This window comes from Microbacterium paludicola, from assembly GCF_015235415.1.
Lineage (GTDB): Bacteria > Actinomycetota > Actinomycetes > Actinomycetales > Microbacteriaceae > Microbacterium > Microbacterium paludicola.
In genome coordinates, this window is the sequence record NZ_JADGLL010000002.1 from 142143 (window position 1) to 162207 (window position 20065).

At 71.7% G+C, this 20065-nt stretch carries 17 protein-coding genes; 10 read left to right on the top strand and 7 right to left on the bottom strand.

Annotated features, from left to right (window positions below; translation table 11 throughout):
* Nucleotides 1-77: 77 nt before the first annotated feature.
* Nucleotides 78-1085 (bottom strand): LacI family DNA-binding transcriptional regulator, encoded by a 1008-nt coding sequence (locus tag IR155_RS01780; RefSeq protein ID WP_135112557.1) that lies wholly within the window; start codon nt 1083-1085, stop codon nt 78-80.
* A gap of 171 nt (nt 1086-1256) precedes the next feature.
* On the opposite strand from IR155_RS01780, the gene IR155_RS01785 reads away from it, so the two are divergent.
* Genes IR155_RS01785 through IR155_RS01815 form a run of 7 tightly spaced genes read left to right on the top strand, consistent with a single transcriptional unit; the run spans nt 1257 to nt 8908 of the window.
* Nucleotides 1257-2198: a carbohydrate ABC transporter permease gene (locus IR155_RS01785; protein ID WP_135112559.1), complete on the top strand. Its 942-nt coding sequence runs from the start codon at nt 1257-1259 to the stop codon at nt 2196-2198.
* Nucleotides 2188-3087, top strand: a complete 900-nt coding sequence (locus IR155_RS01790; protein ID WP_135112561.1) for a carbohydrate ABC transporter permease — start codon at nt 2188-2190, stop codon at nt 3085-3087. The genes IR155_RS01785 and IR155_RS01790 overlap by 11 nt, the downstream gene beginning before the upstream one ends.
* A 60-nt stretch (nt 3088-3147) precedes the next feature.
* Nucleotides 3148-4449 carry a Gfo/Idh/MocA family protein gene (locus tag IR155_RS01795; protein ID WP_135112684.1) on the top strand — a complete coding sequence of 434 codons (1302 nt, stop codon included), beginning with the start codon at nt 3148-3150 and terminating at the stop codon, nt 4447-4449.
* Nucleotides 4446-5402 (top strand): NAD-dependent epimerase/dehydratase family protein, encoded by a 957-nt coding sequence (locus IR155_RS01800; RefSeq protein WP_135112563.1) that lies wholly within the window; start codon nt 4446-4448, stop codon nt 5400-5402. The genes IR155_RS01795 and IR155_RS01800 overlap by 4 nt, the downstream gene beginning before the upstream one ends.
* A complete protein-coding gene (locus tag IR155_RS01805; protein ID WP_228066505.1) occupies nt 5395-6333 on the top strand; it encodes a 5-dehydro-4-deoxyglucarate dehydratase in 939 nt (312 codons plus the stop codon). Before IR155_RS01800 ends, IR155_RS01805 begins: the two co-directional genes overlap by 8 nt.
* On the top strand, nt 6330-7415 hold the full coding sequence (locus IR155_RS01810; protein ID WP_233441063.1) for a mandelate racemase/muconate lactonizing enzyme family protein: 1086 nt from the start codon (nt 6330-6332) through the stop codon (nt 7413-7415). The genes IR155_RS01805 and IR155_RS01810 overlap by 4 nt, the downstream gene beginning before the upstream one ends.
* A 53-nt stretch (nt 7416-7468) precedes the next feature.
* A complete protein-coding gene (locus IR155_RS01815) occupies nt 7469-8908 on the top strand; it encodes an aldehyde dehydrogenase (NADP(+)) (protein ID WP_135112565.1) in 1440 nt (479 codons plus the stop codon).
* 189 nt (nt 8909-9097) lie between these two features.
* Here IR155_RS01815 and IR155_RS01820 read toward each other — a convergent pair whose 3' ends face one another.
* From IR155_RS01820 to IR155_RS01840, 5 genes are all read right to left on the bottom strand, one after another.
* Complete coding sequence (locus IR155_RS01820) at nt 9098-10255, bottom strand: ROK family transcriptional regulator (protein WP_135112566.1); 1158 nt, start codon at nt 10253-10255, stop codon at nt 9098-9100.
* A 173-nt stretch (nt 10256-10428) separates the two neighbouring features.
* Entirely contained in the window at nt 10429-12843 is a 2415-nt protein-coding gene (locus IR155_RS01825) for a beta-xylosidase/alpha-l-arabinosidase (RefSeq protein WP_135112568.1), read from the bottom strand.
* Between the two features lie 42 nt (nt 12844-12885).
* On the bottom strand, nt 12886-13779 hold the full coding sequence (locus tag IR155_RS01830; protein ID WP_135112570.1) for a carbohydrate ABC transporter permease: 894 nt from the start codon (nt 13777-13779) through the stop codon (nt 12886-12888).
* On the bottom strand, nt 13776-14831 hold the full coding sequence (locus tag IR155_RS01835; protein ID WP_135112690.1) for a carbohydrate ABC transporter permease: 1056 nt from the start codon (nt 14829-14831) through the stop codon (nt 13776-13778). Before IR155_RS01835 ends, IR155_RS01830 begins: the two co-directional genes overlap by 4 nt.
* 5 nt (nt 14832-14836) lie before the next feature.
* Complete coding sequence (locus tag IR155_RS01840; RefSeq protein WP_228066506.1) at nt 14837-16159, bottom strand: extracellular solute-binding protein; 1323 nt, start codon at nt 16157-16159, stop codon at nt 14837-14839.
* Nucleotides 16160-16381: 222 nt separating this feature from the next.
* On the opposite strand from IR155_RS01840, the gene IR155_RS01845 reads away from it, so the two are divergent.
* Genes IR155_RS01845 through IR155_RS01855 form a run of 3 tightly spaced genes read left to right on the top strand, consistent with a single transcriptional unit; the run spans nt 16382 to nt 19364 of the window.
* Nucleotides 16382-17413 carry a LacI family DNA-binding transcriptional regulator gene (locus IR155_RS01845; protein WP_322783505.1) on the top strand — a complete coding sequence of 344 codons (1032 nt, stop codon included), beginning with the start codon at nt 16382-16384 and terminating at the stop codon, nt 17411-17413.
* Nucleotides 17410-18594: an endo-1,4-beta-xylanase gene (locus tag IR155_RS01850; RefSeq protein ID WP_135112574.1), complete on the top strand. Its 1185-nt coding sequence runs from the start codon at nt 17410-17412 to the stop codon at nt 18592-18594. Before IR155_RS01845 ends, IR155_RS01850 begins: the two co-directional genes overlap by 4 nt.
* A gap of 29 nt (nt 18595-18623) precedes the next feature.
* A complete protein-coding gene (locus tag IR155_RS01855) occupies nt 18624-19364 on the top strand; it encodes a sulfite exporter TauE/SafE family protein (protein WP_135112576.1) in 741 nt (246 codons plus the stop codon).
* 6 nt (nt 19365-19370) lie between these two features.
* On the opposite strand, the gene IR155_RS01860 is transcribed toward IR155_RS01855, so the two are convergent.
* A complete protein-coding gene (locus IR155_RS01860; protein WP_228066507.1) occupies nt 19371-19982 on the bottom strand; it encodes a polysaccharide deacetylase family protein in 612 nt (203 codons plus the stop codon).
* Between the last annotated feature and the right edge of the window lie 83 nt (nt 19983-20065).

A 20065-nucleotide genomic window follows, 5' to 3' on the forward strand; every position in this document is an offset into this window, starting at 1 on the left:
AACGCGTCTTCGGCCGTGTCGCCGCCGGAACGAGCGACGTTCGCCCGCGAGACGGGCGAGCTGACATGGAGCCGCGCTCAGGCGCGCGGCGCCGCAGCCGAGGCGCGCACCTCGAGGCGCGGCCGGAAGACCACGTCGTGCCCCGGCTCCTCGCCGCGGATGAGCGCATGCATCCGGTTCCAGGCGACCACGCCCAGCTCGCCGTGCGATACCGACGCGGTCGTCAGCGCGGGGTCGACGTACTGGGCGAGGGGGATGTCGTCGAAGCCCGTGACCGAGATGTCGTCCGGCACGCGCAGGCCGAGTTCACGGAACCCTCCGATGAGCCCGATGGCTACGAGATCGTTGAACGCCAGCGCTCCGGTCGCCCCACTGGACTTCACTCGGGGGGCCGCCGCCCGCCCGTCGTCGGAGCCGGCTCCCGCGGGGATCCGATCGATCCGAACGTCCGAATGCTCGCGCGTGAAGTCCTCGAGCCCGCGCTCGCGCTCGGCGTTGGAGGCGCTGCGCTCGGGGCCGTGCACGTACGCGAGGTGACGATGGCCGAGGCCATAGAGATGCGAGGCAAGGGCGTGGATGCCCGTGCGGTAGTCGATCGCCAACGAGGGCGCCGATCCGATGTCCTCGGGAAGGCGGCGGTTGATGAGCACGAGCGGCTGCAGCCGGTCCACGATCGCGATCAGCTCGTCCTCGGGCATGCGCGGCGCGCACAGCACGATGGCGTCGGTGCGGCGGCGGATCTCGGCCGCAAGCAGAGGCTCCTCGCTCGGCGACTCGCCCGAGTCGGCGATCAGGACGCGGTAGCCGTCGCGCGCGGCCGTCTTGCTGAGCCCCGCGAGCACCGACTGGAAGGCGGGGTTCGCGAGGTCCGGCACGACGAAGGCGATTGCATGCGTGCGCCCGAGCGCGAGGCTGCGCGCAAGCGGGCTCGGGGCATACGACAGCTCGCGGGCCGCGTCCCGCACGCGCTCCGCGATCTGCTCCTCGCCCGCGAAGCGGCCGTTCATGACGCGCGACACCGTGGCCGGCGAGACGCCTGCATACCGCGCGACGTCGGCGATGGTCACGCTCTCACGGCCTGCCATCCGGTTCCTCCCTCACCCGGCACCTGCGCCGGATCCGTCAACGATAGCGCCCGGCATTTGACGGAACCGCCGAGACGTGCTGATAATCATCACATTCGTGAAACCGCTTTCACGGGAGCGCCGAGCAATCTCCCTGCGCTCCGGCGGGTGTCACTGTGACGAGGAGGTCAAGTGAGCAGTCTCGGCGAGCTCCGCACGATTGCGCTCCGGCGCAAGGACGGCGGGCCGCGCGTCAAGGAGAAGTACCCCGACAACAAGGTCGCGCTGGTCTTCCTCCTTCCCTGGCTGATCGGCCTCATCGGTCTCACCGTCGGCCCGATCGTCGCGTCGCTCTATCTGTCGTTCACGGAGTACAACCTCCTGCGTCCGCCCGAATGGACGGGCATCGACAACTTCACGGCGATGTTCTCGGACGCGCGGTTCTGGAACTCCTTCCGCGTCACGGTTGTCTACGTGATCGTCAGCGTCCCGCTGCAGCTGGCGCTGGCGCTGGGGCTGGCCATCCTGCTCGACAAGGGAATGCGCGGCCTGTCGTTCTACCGGTCGATCTTCTACCTGCCGTCGCTGCTCGGCGGCTCGGTGGCGATCGCGATCCTGTGGCGTCAGGTGTTCGGCAAGGAGGGCCTCGTCAACGGCTTCCTGTCGTGGTTCGGAATCGAGGGCCCCGGATGGATCGGGCACCCCGATTTCGCGCTCGGGACGCTGATCATCCTGCACGTGTGGACGTTCGGATCGCCCATGGTGATCTTCCTCGCGGGCCTGCGGCAGATCCCGGACATGTACTACGAGGCCGCCGCGATGGACGGCGCCGGCCGGGTGCGCCAGTTCTTCTCGATCACGTTCCCGCTGCTCACGCCGGTGATCTTCTTCAACCTCGTGCTGCAGATCATCTTCGCGTTCCAGTCGTTCACCCAGGCCTACGTCGTCTCCGGCGGCACGGGCGGTCCGGGCGACGCGACCATGTTCTACACGCTGCTGCTCTACAAGGAGGCCTTCACCGAGCTCGACATGGGATACGCCTCGGCGATGGCGTGGTTCCTCGTGCTGGTGATCGCGGCCTTCACGGCGTTCAACTTCTGGCTTTCGAAGTACTGGGTGTTCTATGACGACTGAGACCGAGACCCTGATCCGCCCCGGCGCGCAGCCGCTGCGCCGCCGCCGCGCGGGAGCCGGCCCCGGCGCCCTGCGCTCCGTGGGCAAGCACATCCTGCTCGCCGGGGTGTCGATCCTGATGATCTACCCGCTGCTGTGGCTCGTGGTGTCCAGCTTCAAGCCGAACGGCGAGATCTTCCGGGACCTCAGCCTGTTCGCCACGAACCTGACGACCGAGAACTACGTCAACGGGTGGAACGACCTGCAGCATCCGTTCGGACAGTTCCTGCTGAACTCGGCGATCATCGCCCTCGGCGCGATCGTCGGCAACCTCGTCTCGTGCTCCATGGCGGCGTACGCGTTCGCTCGGCTGCGGTTCCGCTACAAGAACCTCGCGTTCGCGATCATGCTCGGCTCGATCATGCTTCCCTTCCAGGTGCTGCTCGTGCCGCAGTTCATCATCTTCAAGGAGCTGGGCTGGCTGAACACGTTCCTGCCGCTCATCGCGCCGAAGTTCCTCGCCACCGAGGCGTTCTTCATCTTCCTCATGGTGCAGTTCATCCGCGGCCTGCCGAAGGAGCTGTTCGAGGCGGCCCGCATCGACGGCGCCGGGCATGTCCGCAGCTACTTCCAGATCACGCTGCCGCTCATCGTCCCGTCGCTCGCGACCACCTCGATCTTCACGTTCATCTGGACGTGGGGCGACTTCTTCGGCCCGCTGATCTACGTGCGCCTTCCCGAGCTGTTCCCCGCCTCGCTCGCGCTGAAGGGCTTCCTCGACGCGCAGTCGAGCTCCGACTACGGCTCGATGTTCGCGATGAGCGTCGTCTCCCTGATCCCCCTGTTCCTCGTATTCCTGTTCGGCCAGCGGTTCCTCATCAAGGGCTCCGCGACGTCCGGCATCAAGTGAAAGGACCGCGCCTTGTCCCGCCTCCGCTATGCCCTCGTGGGCTCCGGATCCCGCGCGCAGATGTACCTGCACGCCATCGAGACGACGCACGCCGAGAGCGCTGAGCTCGTCGCCTGGACGGACACGAACCCCGGGCGGCAGGAGTGGTCGCTGTCGCGGCACCCGGGCCTCGGCTCGCCCGCGCGCTTCGAGCCGGACGGCCTCGCCGGCGCCATCCGGGATCACGCGGTGGACCGGGTGATCATCACCTCCCCCGACTTCACGCACGCCGACTACATCGTCGCCTCGCTCGATGCCGGCGCCGACGTCGTCGTGGAGAAGCCGCTGACGACGAGCGAGGACGGAGTGCGGCGGATCGCGGATGCGGCAGCGCGCACGGGCCGCGATGTGACCATCACGTTCAACTACCGCTACTCGCCCCGCAACAGCGAGCTGAAGCGGGTGATCGCGTCGGGCGAGATCGGCGAGGTCACGAGCGTGCACTTCGAGTGGGTGCTCGACACGGCCCACGGCGCCGACTACTTCCGCCGCTGGCACCGCGACAAGTCGCGCTCGGGGGGCCTGCTGATCCACAAGTCGAGCCACCACTTCGACCTCGTCAACTGGTGGATCTCGGATGTGCCGACCCGCGTGTACGCGTCGGGCGGGCTGCGCTTCTACGGCGCGGAGAACGCCCGGCGGCGCGGTCTCGGACCCCGTCCCGAGCGCGGCACCACCGACTCGCCGCTGCGCGACCGCTTCAGCCTCGACCTGCGCACCGACCCGACCTGGAAGGGTCTCTACCTCGACCAGGAGGAATACGACGGCTACCTGCGCGACCGCGACGTGTTCGATCCGGGAATCACGATCGAGGACAACCTCGCGCTCGTCGTCGACTACTCCCGCGGCAGCACGATGTCGTACTCGCTCAACGCCCACTCCCCCTGGGAGGGCTACACGGTCGCGGTGAACGGCACGCTCGGCCGCGCCGAGCTCACGGTGATCGAGCGCGGCTCGGTGCTCGTCGATGAGGACGGCCGGACGGTCGTCGACCCCAGCGCCCGCCCCGACCTCGTCGCGGGCGACACGCAGCGCCCCGTGGGCGAGCGCCTCGTTGTGCAGAAGCACTTCGAGCCGGCGCGCGAGGTGCCGATCCCCGAGGGAGTCGGCGGGCACGGCGGCGGCGACGCCGTGCTGCTGCGCGATGTCTTCGTGGGACCGCAGGACGACCCGCTCGGCCGCACCGCCGACTGGTCGGACGGCGTGCGGTCGATGGTCGTCGGCCTCGCCGGCAACCGCTCGCTCGAGAGCGGCCAGGCGGTCGCCATCGCCGACCTCGACCTCGGCGCGGCGGGCGCGGCGCTGGCGGAGGCCGGCGCATGAGCCGGATCCTCGTCACCGGCGGTGCCGGGCGACTCGGGCGCAGCGTCGTCTCCGCGCTCGCCGAGGCCGGGAACGAGGTCGTGTCCATCGACCGCGTCCGGATCGACGGACTGCCGGCGCGTCAGATCGAGACAGACCTGCTCGACACCTCCGCGACGAGGACCGCGTTCGCCGAGATCGCCCCCGATGCCGTCGTGCACCTCGCCGCGATCGCGGTGCCCGGCTCGCTCCCCGACGCCGACATCTTCGACGTCAACACGCGCCTGCTGTGGAGCGTGCTCGAGGCCTCGCTCGCCGCGGGCGCCGGGGCGCTGCTCGTCGCCTCCAGCCCGACCGTCATCGGGTACGGGGCCCCGTCCGGCTGGCAGCCGGCGTACCTCCCGCTCGACGAGGCCCATCCTGTCGCGCCGTGGAACGGGTACTCGGCCTCGAAGGTCGCGATCGAGGAGATCATCCGGATGGCGGTGCGCCGCGACGGCCACCGCGCCCGATTCGGCGTGTTCCGCCCCTGCTACGTGATCGCCCCCGAGGAGTGGGAAGGCGCGCCGACCCAGCAGGGGCACACGGTCGCCGAGCGCCTCGCGCGCCCGGCGCTGTCGGCCGTGGCGCTGTTCAACTACCTCGATGCCCGCGACGCCGGCGACTTCGTGGTCGCCTGGCTCGCGCGCGCGACCGAGGTGCCGAACGGCGAGGTGTTCTTCGTCGCCGCCCCGGACGCGCTTGTCGACGCCCCGACGCCCGACGCGCTCCGCGAGCTCGTGCCGGAGACCGCCGCGGCGGCATCCGCCCTCTCCGGATCGGATCCGGTGTTCTCGAGCGCCCGCGCCGAACGGCTGCTCAGCTGGCGCGCGCGCCGGACGTGGCGCACCGAGTTGCGCCGCGATTCCGTGCCGTCCGCCGCTTCGCACACCGACCCGATCCGCCCCCATGCCCAGGAGGCCCCGCATGCCTGATACCCGTGTCCCCGCGCTCGTGATCCCCGACCGGGTGCTGTTCTTCCCCGTCACGGCGTTCGACGAGGCGGGGCGGGTGGATGCCGAGCTCGTCGAGCAGCACGTCGCCGACCGCGTCGCCTTCGAGCCGGGGGCGGTGTTCGCGGCGTGCGGCACGGGCGAGTTCCACGCACTGTCGGTCGACGAGTACGGCACGGTCGTCGACGCCTCCGTGCGCGCCACGGCCGGACGCGTGCCCGTGCTGACCGGCGTCGGCGGGCCGCTCGGCCACGCCCTCGCCTGCGCGCGAGAGGCCGAGCGACTCGGTGCCGACGGCCTGCTCGTTATGCCCCCCTACCTTGTGCAGGGCCCGCAGGCGGGGCTCGTCGCGTACGTCGAGGCGATCGCCGCGGCGACCGAGCTGCCGCTGATCGTCTACCACCGCGGCAACGCGCAGTTCACCCCCGCGTCGATCGCCCGGGTGCTCGAGCTGCCGCAGGTCGTGGGCATCAAGGACGGCGTCGGCGACCTCGCCGTCGCGCAGCGCTTCGTGCGGGCCGCCGCCGCGCACCGTGAGCGCACCGGGCGGGACATCCTGTTCTTCAACGGCCTGCTGACGGCCGAGATGACCCAGGCCGCGTACACCGCGATCGGCGTGCCGATGTACTCCTCGGCCGTGTTCGCGATGGCCCCCGAGATCGCGGTCGCCTTCTTCACCGCCCATCGCGCGGGCGACCTGGACGCGCAGGCGCGCCTGCTCGACGGGTTCTACGCGCCCCTGGTCGACCTCCGGGACGAGACGCCGGGGTTCGCTGTCTCGCTGATCAAGGCGGGCGTGCGCCTCGACGGTCTTCCCGTGGGGTCCGTGCGCGCCCCGCTCGTCGACCCCACGCCCGAGCAGGTCGGGCGGCTGGAGGCGATCCTCGCCGCGGGGCGGGAGCTGCTGGCGTGACCGACGCACCCACACCCACGCCCGCCCCGGCGATCCGGGACGTCGCGACGCGGCTGATCCGGATCCCGCTCACGAGACCGTGGGGACCGGAGGTCACGGACATCCGGGTGGTCGCGGTGCGGGTGCGGGACGCCGACGGCGGGGAGGGCCACGGGTTCTCCTGGACGCCGTCGATCGGCGGCGCGGCCGTCGCGGCGCTGTTGGAGGAGGACCTGATCCCCGCGGCCGTGGGGCGCCCCGCGGAGCCCGGCATCTGGCACGACCTCTGGCGCCACGTGCACGAGGCGGGCGGCGGAGGCGTCACCACCATCGCGCTCGCGGGGCTGGACCTCGCACTGTGGGACCTGCGCGCGCGGCGCGCCGGCACCTCGGTGACCGACCTCATCGGCCGCCGCCACGACCGCCTTCCCGCCTACGGCAGCGGCGTGAACCTGCACTACCCGCTCGAGGAGCTCGTCGCGCAGGCGGAGCGCTGGGTCGCCGCGGGCTTCCAGGCGATCAAGGTCAAGGTCGGCAAGCCCGACCTCGCCGAGGACCTCGACCGCATCGCCGCGGTGCGCGACGTGCTGGGGCCGGATCGGCGCCTGCTCGTCGACGCCAACCAGCGGTGGGATCTCGACACCGCGACCCGGGCGATCCCGGCCCTCGCCGAGCACCGCATCGGCTGGATCGAGGAGCCCCTGCGGGCGGATGACCTCGCCGGATACCGGGAGCTCGCGCGGCGGATCGACGTGCCCATCGCCGCGGGCGAGAACATCCACACCGTTCACCGCTTCCGCGACTTCCTCGACGCGGGGGCGCTGCAGGTCGCGCAGCCGAACATCGTGCGCGTGGGCGGCATCACCCCGTTCCTCGCGATCGCGGACCTCGCCCGCGAGCGCGGCATCGAGCTCGCGCCGCATCTGCTTCCGGAGCTGAGCTCCCAGCTTGCGTATACGCTTCCCGAGACGACCTGGATCGAGGATGTCGAGGACGCCGCCTTCGGCGCGCTGGGCGCCTTGGTCGAGCCGACGGGCGTGACCGTCGCGGACGGCTGGGTCACGGGCGGGCCGCCGCTCGGCCTCGGCATCCGCTTCCGCTGAGCGACGAGACCGGCCCGCACAATCGCCGCAGTGAGCGACCGAAGGGAGACGAAGTGACTGACACGACGATCGATGAGGTCGACCGGATCGCGCGCGCCGCGAAGGACGCCTTCGCGGTCACCGTGCGCACGGACGACCCGACCCGCGCCGAGTGGCTGCGCCGCGCCGCCGACGCGGTCGATGCCGACGCCGAGGGGCTCATCGAGGTCGCCGCACGGGAGACGGCGCTGCCGGCGAACCCTCGTCTGGCGGGCGAGCTCGCGCGCACGACCGCGCAGCTGCGCCTGTTCGCGAAGGTGGTCGAGGAGGGCTCGTACCTCGAGGCGATCATCGACCATCCGGATCCGTCCGCCACTCCCCCGATCCCCGACCTGCGGCGCGTGCTGCGCCCGCTCGGGCCCGTCGCGGTGTTCGCGGCGTCGAACTTCCCGTTCGCGTTCTCGGTCGTCGGCGGCGACACCGCGTCGGCTCTCGCCGTCGGCTGCCCCGTTGTGGTCAAGGCCCATCCCGGCCACCCGGAGACCTCGCGGCGCATGGCGGAGGGCGTCGCTCGGGCGCTTGCCGAGGCCGGGGCGCCCGAGGGAGTGTTCGCGCTGATCGAGGGCTTCGAGGCAGGGCTCGCGCTCGTCGACCACCCGGTGATCCGGGCCGTCGGCTTCACCGGATCCGTCCGCGGTGGTCGCGCGCTGCTCGACCGCGCCGCGGCGCGCCCCGAGCCGATCCCGTTCTACGGCGAGCTCGGCTCGCTGAACCCCGTCGTCGTGACGCCCGGCGCGGATGCCGCACGCGGAGCCTCGCTCGCCGAGGGACTCGCCGGTTCGTTCCAGCTCGGTGCCGGACAGTTCTGCACGAAGCCCGGTGTGGTCTTCCTTCCCGCGGGATCCGCCCTCGAGGCGGCGCTTCCCGGGCACCTGATCACCCCGCCGCGCCTGCTCACGCCCGCCATCACGGATGGCTTCGCCGCGGGCATCGAGCGGGTGTCGGGCGTGCCGGGCGTGGAGGTCGTCGCGACGGGCGAGGCCGGCGACGGACCCGCACCCCTCGTCGCCGCGACGGACGTCGCCACCCTGCTTGAGCACTCGCATCAGCTGCTGGAGGAGGTGTTCGGGCCGTTCACGCTGCTCGTCCGGTACTCGTCTGCGGAGGAGCTCGAGTCGGCGCTCGACGCGCTCCCCGGCGGCCTGACCGCGACCGTGCACCACGAGGCCGGCGAGGACGTCACCGCCCTCGTCACGCGCCTCGAGGAGGTCGCCGGCCGCGTGCTGTTCTCCGGCTGGCCGACCGGCGTCGCCGTCAGCTGGGGCCAGCACCACGGCGGCCCCTGGCCCGCCACGAACACGCAGTTCACCTCGGTGGGCGCCACGGCCGTGCGCCGCTTCCAGCGCCCGGTCGCCTACCAGGACGCGCCGGCCGACCTGCTCCCCCCTGCCCTGCAGGAGGGGAACCCCCTGGGCATCCCCCGCCGCGTCGACGGCGTGCTCGGCATCCTCTGACGCCCGGGCGCCGGGATCCGGTGCGAAGCGGCCCCTTCCCTCGCGGATGAGGGCCGCTCGGCACCGATCGGCCGCCGCGTCAGGCCGGAGCCGGACGCGGCCGGGTGCGGAGCGGCCCCTACGCCGCCGGATGAGGGCCGCTCGACACCGATCCGCCGTCAGCGAGCGGCGCGCGCCGGTGAGCGCGGGTCAGGCGAGCGGGTCGGCCAGCAGAGGCTCGAACGCGGCCTCGGCGGCGCCGATGAGCAGGCGATCGGCGCCGAGAGCGGCCGCACGGATCTCGAGGCGCTCGGTCGGCGCCGAGAGGGCCTGATCGCGGACCAGGTCGAGCAGCCCCTCCGGATCGTGCTCGTGCAGGATCGCCAGGAAGCCGCCGAGCACGATCACCGACGGGTTCAGGGCGTTGACCGCGTTGGCGAGCGCGGCGGACAGGATACGGCGCTGCCGCTGGATCTCGCCGGTCACCTCGCCGTCGGTCGCCTCGGCGAGCGCGCGGGCGAGGGCCGCGTCATCGGCCGAGGGAAGCCCGACCGCGTCGAGCAGCCTGCCGCGATTGACCTCGTCCTCGAGCACTCCCTGGGTGGTGCGCCGGTCGGCCTCGAGCAGGATGCCGGGCCGGCTCTGGCCCCACTCGCCCGCGTAGCCCTCCGCCCCGCCGATGGCCATGCCGTGGAGCACAAGCCCGCCGCCGATGCCCGATGCGCCGCCGTTGAGGTAGATCACGTCGGCGTGATCGCGCGCGGCGCCGAACAGGCGCTCGGCGCGCGCGCCGAGCGACGCGTCGTTGCCGATCAGGAACCTCAGGCCCGTCGCCTCGGCGAGGCGGCTCGCGATGTCCTCGTCGCGCCAGCCGAGGTGCGGAGCGAGGCGCACGACGCCGTCCGAGGCGCGCACGAGCCCCGGCACCGCGGCACCGCCGCCCACCATGCGGCAGCCGCGCAGCGCGCCGGATCTCCAGCCGTCGACGATCCGGGCGACCGCGGCGACGACGTCCTCCACGGCCATGCCGACGCTCTCGCGCGTGCGGGCGCGCACCCGTCCGCCGAGGGTCACCGCCCCGACCTCGAGCGCGTCGACCTCGGGGTTGATCGCGATCGCCACCACGTCCTCGCTGGGCGCGACGATCGGCGACGGCCGTCCCACGCGGCGCGTCGGATCCGGATCCCGCTCCTCTACGAGGCCGGCGCCGACCAGCGTCGCGACGAGGTCGGACACGGTCGAGCGGTTCAGGCCCGTCTCGGCGGTGATCACCGCGCGCGACCGCGCTCCCTCGTGGTGGACGAGCCGCAGCACCGCGCCGAGGTTCGTCCTGCGCACGCCCTCGACGCTCGTGGCCCGTTCGTGCATGTCAGTCCTCGGTCTTCCGGTTCGGCTCTACGCTACCGAGCCGGGCGCGCACATCCCCGCAGCCACGCACGCTGCGGCCGCAGCCGGATCACGACGGGCGCGCACGTCGACGGATCCGGATCCCCCCGGCGAGTTCGGGTTCTCGACCGGGGGATCCGGATCCGCCTGGTCTGTCAGTCGATGCGGACGCCGACGATGCGGGCGTCCTCGGGCGTCACGACGTGGACGTCACCCGTGAGCGTGACGACCTCGCGCGCGGTGGCCTCGCCGGGGATGACGCGCACGCCGCGCGCCTTCTCGTTGGAGATCACGCCGCCGGTCGTCTCCTCGGGGCCGGTCAGCTTCGCCGACGCCTCGGCGTGCGATGCCGCCCACACCTCGACCTCGCCGGGCTCGACGACGCGCGTCAGGGTCCGGTCGGTGAGCGACAGGCGCTGGGTGGGGACGTCGAACGTGACGCGGCGCGACTGACCCGGCTCGAGCGCGACGCGCACGTAGCCGAGCAGCTGGGCGACGGGGCGCGTGACCGAGCCGACGACGTCGCGGGCGTAGAGCTGCACGACATCCGTCGCCGCCACCTCGCCGGTGTTCGTCACCGTGACCGCGGCCTCGAAGGCGCCGTCGGTCGCCGCCGTCGCCGTGACCTGCAGGTCGTCGTACGCGAAGGTCGCGTACGACAGGCCGAAGCCGAAGGGACGCAGCGGCGTCGAGTCGGTCGACGTGACGTCCGACGGACCGCCGAGGATCGGATGCAGGTAGCTGTACGGAGAGGATCCGGACGAGCGCGGCAGGCTGATCGGCAGGCGACCGGACGGCGCCGTCTTCCCGGTGAGGACGTTGGCGATCGCGGGACCGCCCTCCTCGCCGGGGAAGAACGCCTGCAGCACCGCGGCGGGCTTGGGCTGCTCGCCGTCGACCGCCCATGCGATCGCGTAGGGGCGGCCGGTCAGCACGACAAGCACGACGGGGGTGCCGGTCGCGACGACTGCGTCGACGAGCTCGCGCTGGACGCCCGGCAGGTCGAGCGACTCGACGTCGTTTCCCTCGCCGACGGTGCCGCGGCCGAACAGGCCCGCCTGGTCACCCACGACGACCACAGCGACCTCCGAGTCCGCGGCCGCGGAGACGGCGGCGTCGAAGCCGGAGCGGTCGTCGCCCTCCACCTGGCAGCCCTCGGCGAACACGACCTCCGCCTCGGGCAGGGCCGCCGCGAGCGCCTCGCGCACCGTCGGGATCTCGAAGCCGATCTCGTACCCGGGGTGGTGCGCGAGCACGTGGTTCGCGAACGAGTAGCACCCCTGCAGCGCGGCGGCGCGGTCGGCGTTGGGGCCGATCACCGCGACCTGGCGGGCGTCGGCCGCGAGCGGCAGCGCGCCCTCGTTCGACAGCAGCACGAGCGACTCCTCGGCCAGGCGCAGCGCCACCGCGCGGTGACGCGGGCTGTCGAGGTCGATCTCGGTGGGCGCCTCGTCCTCGAAGACGTCGGGCTCGAGCAGGCCGAGCTCCTCCTTCTGGGTGAGGGCGCGGATCACTGCGCGGTCGAGATATGCCTCGTCGAGCTCGCCGGCGCGCACGCGCTCGACGAGCGGCGCGAGGTACGCGTCGCCCGACGGCAGCTCGATGTCGATGCCGGCCGTGAGCGCCTGGGCGGCGGCCTCGCCGCGGTCGGCGGCGACGGCGTGCATGACCTCGAGGAACGCGATCGCGAAGTAGTCCGCGACCACGACGCCGTCGAAGCCGAGCTGGTCGCGCAGCAGCGTCGTGAGCAGGTCGGGGTTGGAGGCGACCGGCACGCCGTCGATCTCGGCGTAGCTGTTCATGACGCTCTTGACGCCGCCGTCGCGGATCGCCATCTCGAACGGCGGGAGGAACACATCCGCCACCTCGCGCGGCCCGGCGTGCACCGGCGCGTGGTTGCGGCCGGCGCGCGAGTTCGAATACCCGAGGAAGTGCTTCAGCGTGGCGTGCACGCCCGTGGACTGCAGGCCCTGCACGTAGGCGGTGCCGACCGTGCCGACGAGGTACGGGTCCTCGGCGATGCACTCGTCGACGCGGCCCCAGCGGGGGTCGCGGATGACGTCGAGCACCGGGGCGAGCCCCTGGTGGATGCCGAGGTCGCGCATGGACTCGCCGATCAGCGCGCCCATCTCGGCCACGAGCTCGGGGTCGAACGACGCGCCCCACGCCAGCGGCGTCGGGAAGGTCGCGGCCTTCCAGGCGGCGAGGCCGGTCAGGCACTCCTCGTGCACCAGCGCGGGGATCCCCAGGCGGGTCTCGCGCTTGAGGCGACGCTGCTCGTTCCACAGCCACGCCGCGCGCTCGGCCGGTTCGACCGGACGCGTGCCGTACACGCGCGTGTACTGGCCGAGGCCGTCCTTCGTGATGTCGGCGAGCGTGCGGCCGTCCTTCGCCGTGCTCATCTCGTCGGCCATGGGGGCGACGACCTCGCCGCCCTGGTCGAGCCAGTAGCCGACGATCTGGGCGGCCTTCTCCTCCAGCGTCATCTCGGCCAGCAGCGCGCGGACGCGCTCGGAGGCCTCGGGGAACGCGGGCACGTCGGTGCCCACGGGGATGGTGTCAAGCGACATGGGTGTCTCCAAAGATCTGTCGTTGCGGCGGAGCGACGGGGCTCAGCCCTTGACGGCGCCCTGCAGGCCGTTGACGATGCGCTTCTGCATGGCGAGGAAGAACACCAGCGCCGGGATCATCGCGAGGGTGGTGAAGGCGAAGACGCCCGCCGTGTCGGCCGAGTGCTCCGATGAGAAGTCGGCGACGCCCAGCGGCAGGGTCTTCATGTCGCTCTGCAGCAGGAGCAGCGGAAGCAGGTAGGAGTTCCACGAGCCCACGAACGCGAGCACGCCGACCGTCACCATGCCCGGCGCCGACAGCGGCAGCAGGATGCGCCAGAAGAAGCCGATGCGGCTGGTGCCGTCGAGCATCGCGGCCTCCTCGAGCTCCTGCGGCAGCGCCATCAGGAACGGGCGCAGGATGACCACCGTCGTCGGCAGCGCGAACGCCGCCTGCGGGAGGGCGACGCCCCACCATGTGTTGCCGAGGCCGAAGTTCTGCGTGAGCAGGATGAACAGGGGCACGATCGCGACGGTGGCCGGGAACAGCAGGCCGATGACGAAGACCATGAACAGCGCCTCGCGGCCCTTGAACCGGTACCGGGCCAGAGGGTACGCCGCCATGACGCCGAAGATGACGACGATGGCGGTCGTCACCACGGCGATGATCGTCGAGTTCAGGGCGTAGCGCCAGAACGGCGAGTCCGGGGCGAGCACGCCGGCGTAGTTGTCGAACACCCACGGGTCGGGGAACCCGGCCGGTTCGCCGGCCAGCTGCGCGTTGGTGCGGAAGCCGCCCAGCACTCCGTAGAGCACGGGGCCGAGCGTCACGGCGACCACGACGAGCGCGATGGCGTAGACGAGCGGGTTTCCGCCCGAGTACTTCCCCGCGCTGCTGCGGCGGCGCGGGCCGGCGTTCGTCTTCTTCGGAACGATCAGAGCATGCGTCTCGCTCATGCCTTCGCCCCCTTCTTGGTCTTCTTCTCGCCGCGGCCGTCGTCCGGTCGCGTGTCGCGGCTCAGGATGAACTGCTGGTAGGCGACGGCGAGCACGAGCGCGATCACGAACAGCACGACCGACGCGGCGCCGGCGATGCCGAAGTTCTGACGGCGGGTGCCCTGGTCGATCAGGAACGTGGCCATCGTGGTGGTGGCGTTGGCCGGGCCGCCCTGGGTGAGGATCCACACCATGTCGAACAGCTGCAGCGAGCCGATCATCGACAGGAACGCCCACGTGCGCATGGTCGGGCCGAGGAGCGGGATGGTGATCTTCCGCTGCACCTGCCACCAGGAGGCGCCGTCGAGCTGGGCCGCCTCGTAGAGGTCCTCGGGCACGCCCTGCAGACCTGCGAGGAACAGGATGACCGCAAGGCCCAGGTACTTCCAGGTCAGGACGACCAGGACGGTCCAGAGCGCGAGGTCGGGGGTGCCGAGGAAGCCCTGCGGCGGCCCCGAGAGGCCGATGGCCTTGAGGATCGTGTCGATCACGCCGTACTGCGGCTGCAGCAACTGGAACCACACGACACCGGCGATGACCTCGGCGAGCACATACGGCACGAAGATGATGGTCCGCAGGAGCCCCTGGCCCCACATCTTGCGGTTCAGCAGGAGGGCGATCGCGAGGCCCAGCGGCAGCTGGAGCAGGATCGATCCCACGATGATGATCAGGTTGTGCACCAGCGCGTCGGTGAAGACGTCGTTGGTCAGCACGGAGATGTAGTTGCCGAGGCCGACGAAGTCGACCATCGGACCGAAGCCGCGCCACTTGTACAGGGACATCTGCACGGCCGTGATGATGGGCCACACCACGAAGAGCGCGAACAGGATGAGCGCGGGCCCCACGAAGAAGGCGATCTCTGCGCGCTTGCGCCACTGGGCGGCGCTCGCCTGCGTGCGGCGTCCGCCCGTGGCGGCGCCCGCCCCACGCACCGAAGTGCGTGCGGCGGGCGCGCCCGTGTGGGAGGACGTCGCAGGCGAGGCGGCCGCGGGCGCGGTCACGTCGTCTGCCACGTCGGTCACTCCGCTTCTGCTGCGGACTGGATCGCGTCGACGACGTCCTGCGGGCCGGCCTGGCCGGCGAACACGAGGGCGATCGCGTCGTTCATCGCTCCACCGACCGACTGGCCGAGGCGCGTGTCCAGGTAGAGCTGCGTGTTGCCACCCGCGTCGCGGACGGGGATGAGCTGCGCGAGCGTCTCGTTCGCGATCGAACCGGTCGCGGCAGGGTTGGTCGGCAGACCCATGTCGAGCTCGGCGAAGCCGGTCTGCACCTCGTCCGAGAGCAGGTACTCGGCGAACTCGACCGCGGCGTCAGGGGCGCCGGTCGAGACGGACCAGGCGTCGCCGCCGCCCATCTGGTCGGCGGGGTCGCCCGCCTGGCCGTCGAACGTCGGGTAGGCGAACCAGCCCAGGAACGGCGGGACCTTGCCGTCCTCGGTCAGACCGCCGGCGACGCCGGGCTCCCAGTGACCGGCGAGCTGCATGCCGACCTTGCCGGTGGCGAGCAGGCCGGAGGCCGAGGTCGGGCCCGACTGGGCGGGGGTGCTCAGGAAGCCCGCGTTGAAGGGCTCGAGCGCGATGGTGTCCTCGAGACGCTCACCGGCCTTGATGAAGCACTCGTCCGAGTAGTCCTTGTCCTCGATCGCCGCCTGGACGGTGTCGAACGAGCACTCGCGGACCACGTTGTAGTACCAGTAGTGCGCGGCAGGCCACTTGTCGCCGGCGCCGACCGAGATCGGGGCGGTGCCCGCGGCCTTCAGCTTCTCGACGTAGCCCTCGAACTCGTCCATCGTCGGGGCCGGGTTGACCTCGTCGATGCCGGCGGCCTTGAAGAGGTCCTTGTTGTACCAGAAGCCGACGATGCCCATCGAGTAGGGCAGCGCGTAGACCTTGTCCTCGACCGTGTACTGGTCGGTGAACGCCGAGATCTTGTCGATCGTCTCCGAGGCGTCCTCGGTCAGGTCGCGGACGAGGCCGCCCTCGACCTCGGCCTTGAGCTCGCCGCCGCCGCGGCTCATGTAGACGTCGGGGATCTGCGAGTCGTCGCCGCCCTGGAAGGCCGCCTGCAGCTTGGTCAGCATGTCCTCGTGCTGCATGGCCTCGACCTTGACGGTGACGCCCTCGTGGGCCTTCTCGAAGTCGGCGGCGACCTTGTCGTAGTACTCCTTGCCCTCGCCGGTGTTCGAATTGTGCCACCAGACGATGGTGTCGCTGTCGCCCGAGCCGCCGTCGCCAGAGTTGCCGCCGCCGGTGTTGCCGCTGCCGGCGCAGCCCGTGAGCGCGAGGCCCACCGTCGCCGTCAGGGCCGCCGCGGCCATCCATGTCCTGCGAACGTTCATGGGGGTGTTTCCTCCTCGTTGAGTGACGCACCTCCTGGCTCGGATCGCCAGGGCCTCCGATGCGTTCTGCATGACTCTGACACCGGCGCGCCGGGGTTGTCAAACGTTATCGATAACGTTTTCGACGCGGTAGGCTGAGTACACCCTGCGACGTGGCTCGGTTACGGTGCGAGAAAGCCGCACCCCGCCTCGCGTGGGTATCAGCCGTGAAGTGGGGACAGCGTGAGTGTGACCGTCGGAGACCAGGCGCCGCATCGGCGCGTCACGATCCGGGACGTCGCCGTCGCCGCCGGAGTGTCCGTCGCGACCGTCTCGAAGGTCGTGAACGGAAGGGACGGCATCGCCGCCTCGACCAGCGCGCGCGTCATGGGAGTGGTCGACGAGCTCGGCTATGAGACCTCGCTCATCGCGTCGTCCATGCGCAAGAGCCGCACCCAGGTCATCGGCGTCTTCGTGGCCGAGTTCGAGCCCTTCGCCCAGCAACTGCTGCAGGGCGTCTCGTATGCGCTCCGCGACACGCAGTACGACATCCTCGCGTATGCCGGAAGCGTCTCGGCGGGCGACCACGCCGGATGGGAGCGGCGCTCGCTCTCCCGCCTGGGCGGCACGCTCGTCGACGGCGCGATCATCGTCACGCCGACCGTGAACCTCGACGAGACGTCCGTGCCGATCGTCGCGATCGACCCCCACACCGGCCCCACCGGTCCCGCCGTCATCGACACCGACAACTTCGGCGGCGCCCGGATGGCGACAGAGCACCTGATCTCTCTCGGGCACCGCAGGGTCGCGCACCTGCGCGGCCGCACCGACCTGGTCTCGGCGCAGCGGCGCGAGGACGGCTTCCGCGCGGCGCACGCCGACGCCGGCCTGGCAGTGGACGACACCCTGATCTTCGACGGCGGCTACCGGGCGTCGCTCGCCACCCGCGCCATCGGCGAGATGCTCGACCGCGACGACCGCCCCACCGCCGTCTTCGCCGCCAACGACATGACCGCGCTCGAGGTCATCCGCATCGCCACGGAAAGGGGCCTTCGCGTGCCAGAGGATCTCTCGGTCATCGGATTCGACGACCTCCCGGCCGCCGCGGGCAACCGCCCGGGGCTCACGACGATCCGCCAGCCCCTGCATGAGATGGGCGTCTCGGCCGTGCGCCTGCTCCTGTCCATGCTCGACGGCGGAGCCACCGAGCACATCCGGATGCCCGCGGAGCTGGTCCTGCGCGACACCACCCGCGCCCCCGGAGCCTCCGCATGAGCGCCCGCACCGGATCCGCCGAGGTCGCACTGGTCGACGCGGACGGAGCGCCGCTCGCCCACCGCGACGTGGCCGTCGAGCAGACGCGCCATGCCTTCGCGTTCGGGAACATCGGCTTCGAGCTCGTGCCGCACGCGAACGGCGAGGCCGATCTGTCGCAGCTCGCCGCCGACTGGCTCGCGCTGTTCGACACCGCGACGCTGCCGTTCTACTGGGGCGGCTTCGAGCCCGAGCGGGGCCGCCCCGACACCGCCCGGCTGCGCACGGCGGCCCGCTGGTTCGCCGAGCGGGGCGTGCGCGTGAAGGGACATCCCCTCGTCTGGCACACCGTCAAGGCCGCCTGGCTCGATCGCGAGCCGGCGGAGGACGTCGAGCGGATCATCCGGGCTCGCGTCACGCGCGAGGTCACCGACTTCGCAGGGCTGGTCGACACGTGGGACGCGATCAACGAGGTCGCGATCATGCCCGACTTCGTGAACGAGCCCGACGGCATCCCGAACGCCGTCTCCCGCCTCGCGCGCGAGCTCGGCCGCACCGGGATCGTCCGGCTCGCATTCGAGACCGCCCGTGCGGCGAACCCCGATGCCACGCTGCTGATCAACGACTTCGACCTGTCCGCACGCTACGAGCGGGTGATCGAGGACGCGCTCGAGGCCGGCGTCCGGATCGACGCGATCGGCCTGCAGACCCACATGCACCAGGGCTTCCGCGGCGAGGAGCAGCTGCTCGAGGTCGCCGACCGCTTCGCGCGCTTCGGCCTGCCGCTGCACTTCACCGAGTCGAGCGTCGTGTCCGGCGACATCATGCCCGCGCACATCGAGGATCTGAACGACTACGTCGTCGACTCCTGGCCGTCGACGCCCGAGGGCGAGGCCCGCCAGGCGGACGAGATCGAGCGCCTCTACCGCACGCTCGCAGGTCATCCGGCCGTCGAGGCGATCACCTACTGGGGCATCACCGACGAGGGCGCGTGGCTCGGCGCGCCCATCGGCCTGCTGCGCGCGGACGGCACCCGCAAGCCGGCGTACGACCGCCTGCATGCGCTCATCCGCGGCGAGTGGTGGCTGCCGCCGACCACGATGCGCACGGACGCCGAGGGGCGCGTGCGCATCGAGGGGTGGAAGGGCGACTACCGGATCACGCTGCCGGACGGCTCAGCTGTCGACGCCGCGATCGCCTGACCCGGCCCGCGGGCGGATAGCCTGGCCGGATGCCCGAACTGTCCGCCCTCGCGTGGGCCGCGCTCGCGCTCGGGGCCGTGGCGGTCGGGGTCTCGAAGACCGCTCTCCCCGGCGTCAACACCCTCGCGATCGCGCTGTTCGCGGCGGTGCTGCCGGCGCGGGCGTCGACGGGGGCCCTCCTCCTGCTGCTCATCGTCGGCGACTGGTTCGCGATCTGGATGCACCGCAAGCACGCGCGGCTGCGCGCCCTGCTGCCGCTGATCCCGGCGCTGGCGGCGGGGATGGTGCTGGGGTGGATCTTCCTCGGCTTCGCGGACGACACCTGGACGCGCCGGGTGATCGGCGCCATCCTGCTGCTCGTCATCGCCGTGACCCTGTGGCGCAGATGGCGGGCCGGTGAGGACGAGCCCCGCAGCGGCCGCGTCGCTGCGGTCGCCTACGGCACGCTCGGCGGGTTCACGACGATGGTGGCCAACGCGGGCGGCCCCGTCATGACGATGTACTTCCTCGCCGCGCGCTTCCCCGTGCGCGCGTTCCTGGGCACGGCGGCGTGGTTCTTCGCGGGCATCAACCTCGCCAAGCTGCCCTTCTCGATCGGGCTCGGGATCATCCAGATTCCGACCGTGCTCATGGATCTCCTGCTCATCCCCGGCGTGATCGCCGGCGCGTTCCTCGGCCGGATGCTGCTCGGGAGGCTGGATCAGCGCACGTTCGAGCTCGTCGTGATCGTGCTCACGATCGTCGGGGCGCTGTACCTGCTGCTCGCCTGACCCCGGTCACGCGGCCGGCAGCGTGAACCGCCAGCCCTCGGCGAGGCGCTCGGTCACGACGCTCCGCACCGCCTCGAGCGTGCCGCGCCTGTCGCCGCCGCCGTCGTGGGCGAGCACGAGCTCGCCGGGGCGCATCGCCGCGCGGAGGTTCTCGACGAGCGTGGGCACATCCTGCGTCTCCCAGTCGAGGATCGTGTTCGCGACCGCGAGCGGGCGCATCCCGAGCGAGGCCGCCACCTCGGCCGTCCCTCCCCAGCTGCCGTTCGGCGCGCGCCAGTACGGCACGTCCGCGTCCGGGACGACGCTCCGGATGATCCGCAGGTTCTCCTCGAGATCCGCGCGCACCCGATCCGCCGGCCAGTCGCCCATGTCGGCGAACGACGTGGAGTGGTTGCAGAGCACGTGCCCCTCGGCGACGGTCCGGCGCAGGATGTCCGCCCCGCCCGGTCGCAGGATGCACTCGCCGATCACGGCGAACACGGCGCGGATGCCGTGCTCGCGCAGGAAGTCGAGCAGAGCAGGGGTCGCGCGCGGATCGGGGCCGTCGTCGAACGTCAGGGCGGCCACCAGGCCGCTCCCCCGCGCGTGGAGGACGTGGTCGGCTGACGTCGGCGGCATGGCTCGACGATAGCCGCCGGGCCGTGGAAGACTCGCGGGCGGAGCCGGATCGGCTCGGGCGGCGGTCCGTTGCGAGACGGCCA

Coding starts and splice junctions, on each gene's coding strand:
- IR155_RS01780 (WP_135112557.1), bottom strand. CDS start 1,085: ATGGCAGGCCGTGAGAGCGTGACCATCGCCGACGTCGCGCGGTATGCA.
- IR155_RS01790 (WP_135112561.1), top strand. CDS start 2,188: ATGACGACTGAGACCGAGACCCTGATCCGCCCCGGCGCGCAGCCGCTG.
- IR155_RS01795 (WP_135112684.1), top strand. CDS start 3,148: ATGTACCTGCACGCCATCGAGACGACGCACGCCGAGAGCGCTGAGCTC.
- IR155_RS01800 (WP_135112563.1), top strand. CDS start 4,446: ATGAGCCGGATCCTCGTCACCGGCGGTGCCGGGCGACTCGGGCGCAGC.
- IR155_RS01805 (WP_228066505.1), top strand. CDS start 5,395: ATGCCTGATACCCGTGTCCCCGCGCTCGTGATCCCCGACCGGGTGCTG.
- IR155_RS01820 (WP_135112566.1), bottom strand. CDS start 10,255: ATGCACGAACGGGCCACGAGCGTCGAGGGCGTGCGCAGGACGAACCTC.
- IR155_RS01825 (WP_135112568.1), bottom strand. CDS start 12,843: ATGTCGCTTGACACCATCCCCGTGGGCACCGACGTGCCCGCGTTCCCC.
- IR155_RS01830 (WP_135112570.1), bottom strand. CDS start 13,779: ATGAGCGAGACGCATGCTCTGATCGTTCCGAAGAAGACGAACGCCGGC.
- IR155_RS01840 (WP_228066506.1), bottom strand. CDS start 16,159: ATGAACGTTCGCAGGACATGGATGGCCGCGGCGGCCCTGACGGCGACG.
- IR155_RS01850 (WP_135112574.1), top strand. CDS start 17,410: ATGAGCGCCCGCACCGGATCCGCCGAGGTCGCACTGGTCGACGCGGAC.
- IR155_RS01855 (WP_135112576.1), top strand. CDS start 18,624: ATGCCCGAACTGTCCGCCCTCGCGTGGGCCGCGCTCGCGCTCGGGGCC.
- IR155_RS01860 (WP_228066507.1), bottom strand. CDS start 19,982: ATGCCGCCGACGTCAGCCGACCACGTCCTCCACGCGCGGGGGAGCGGC.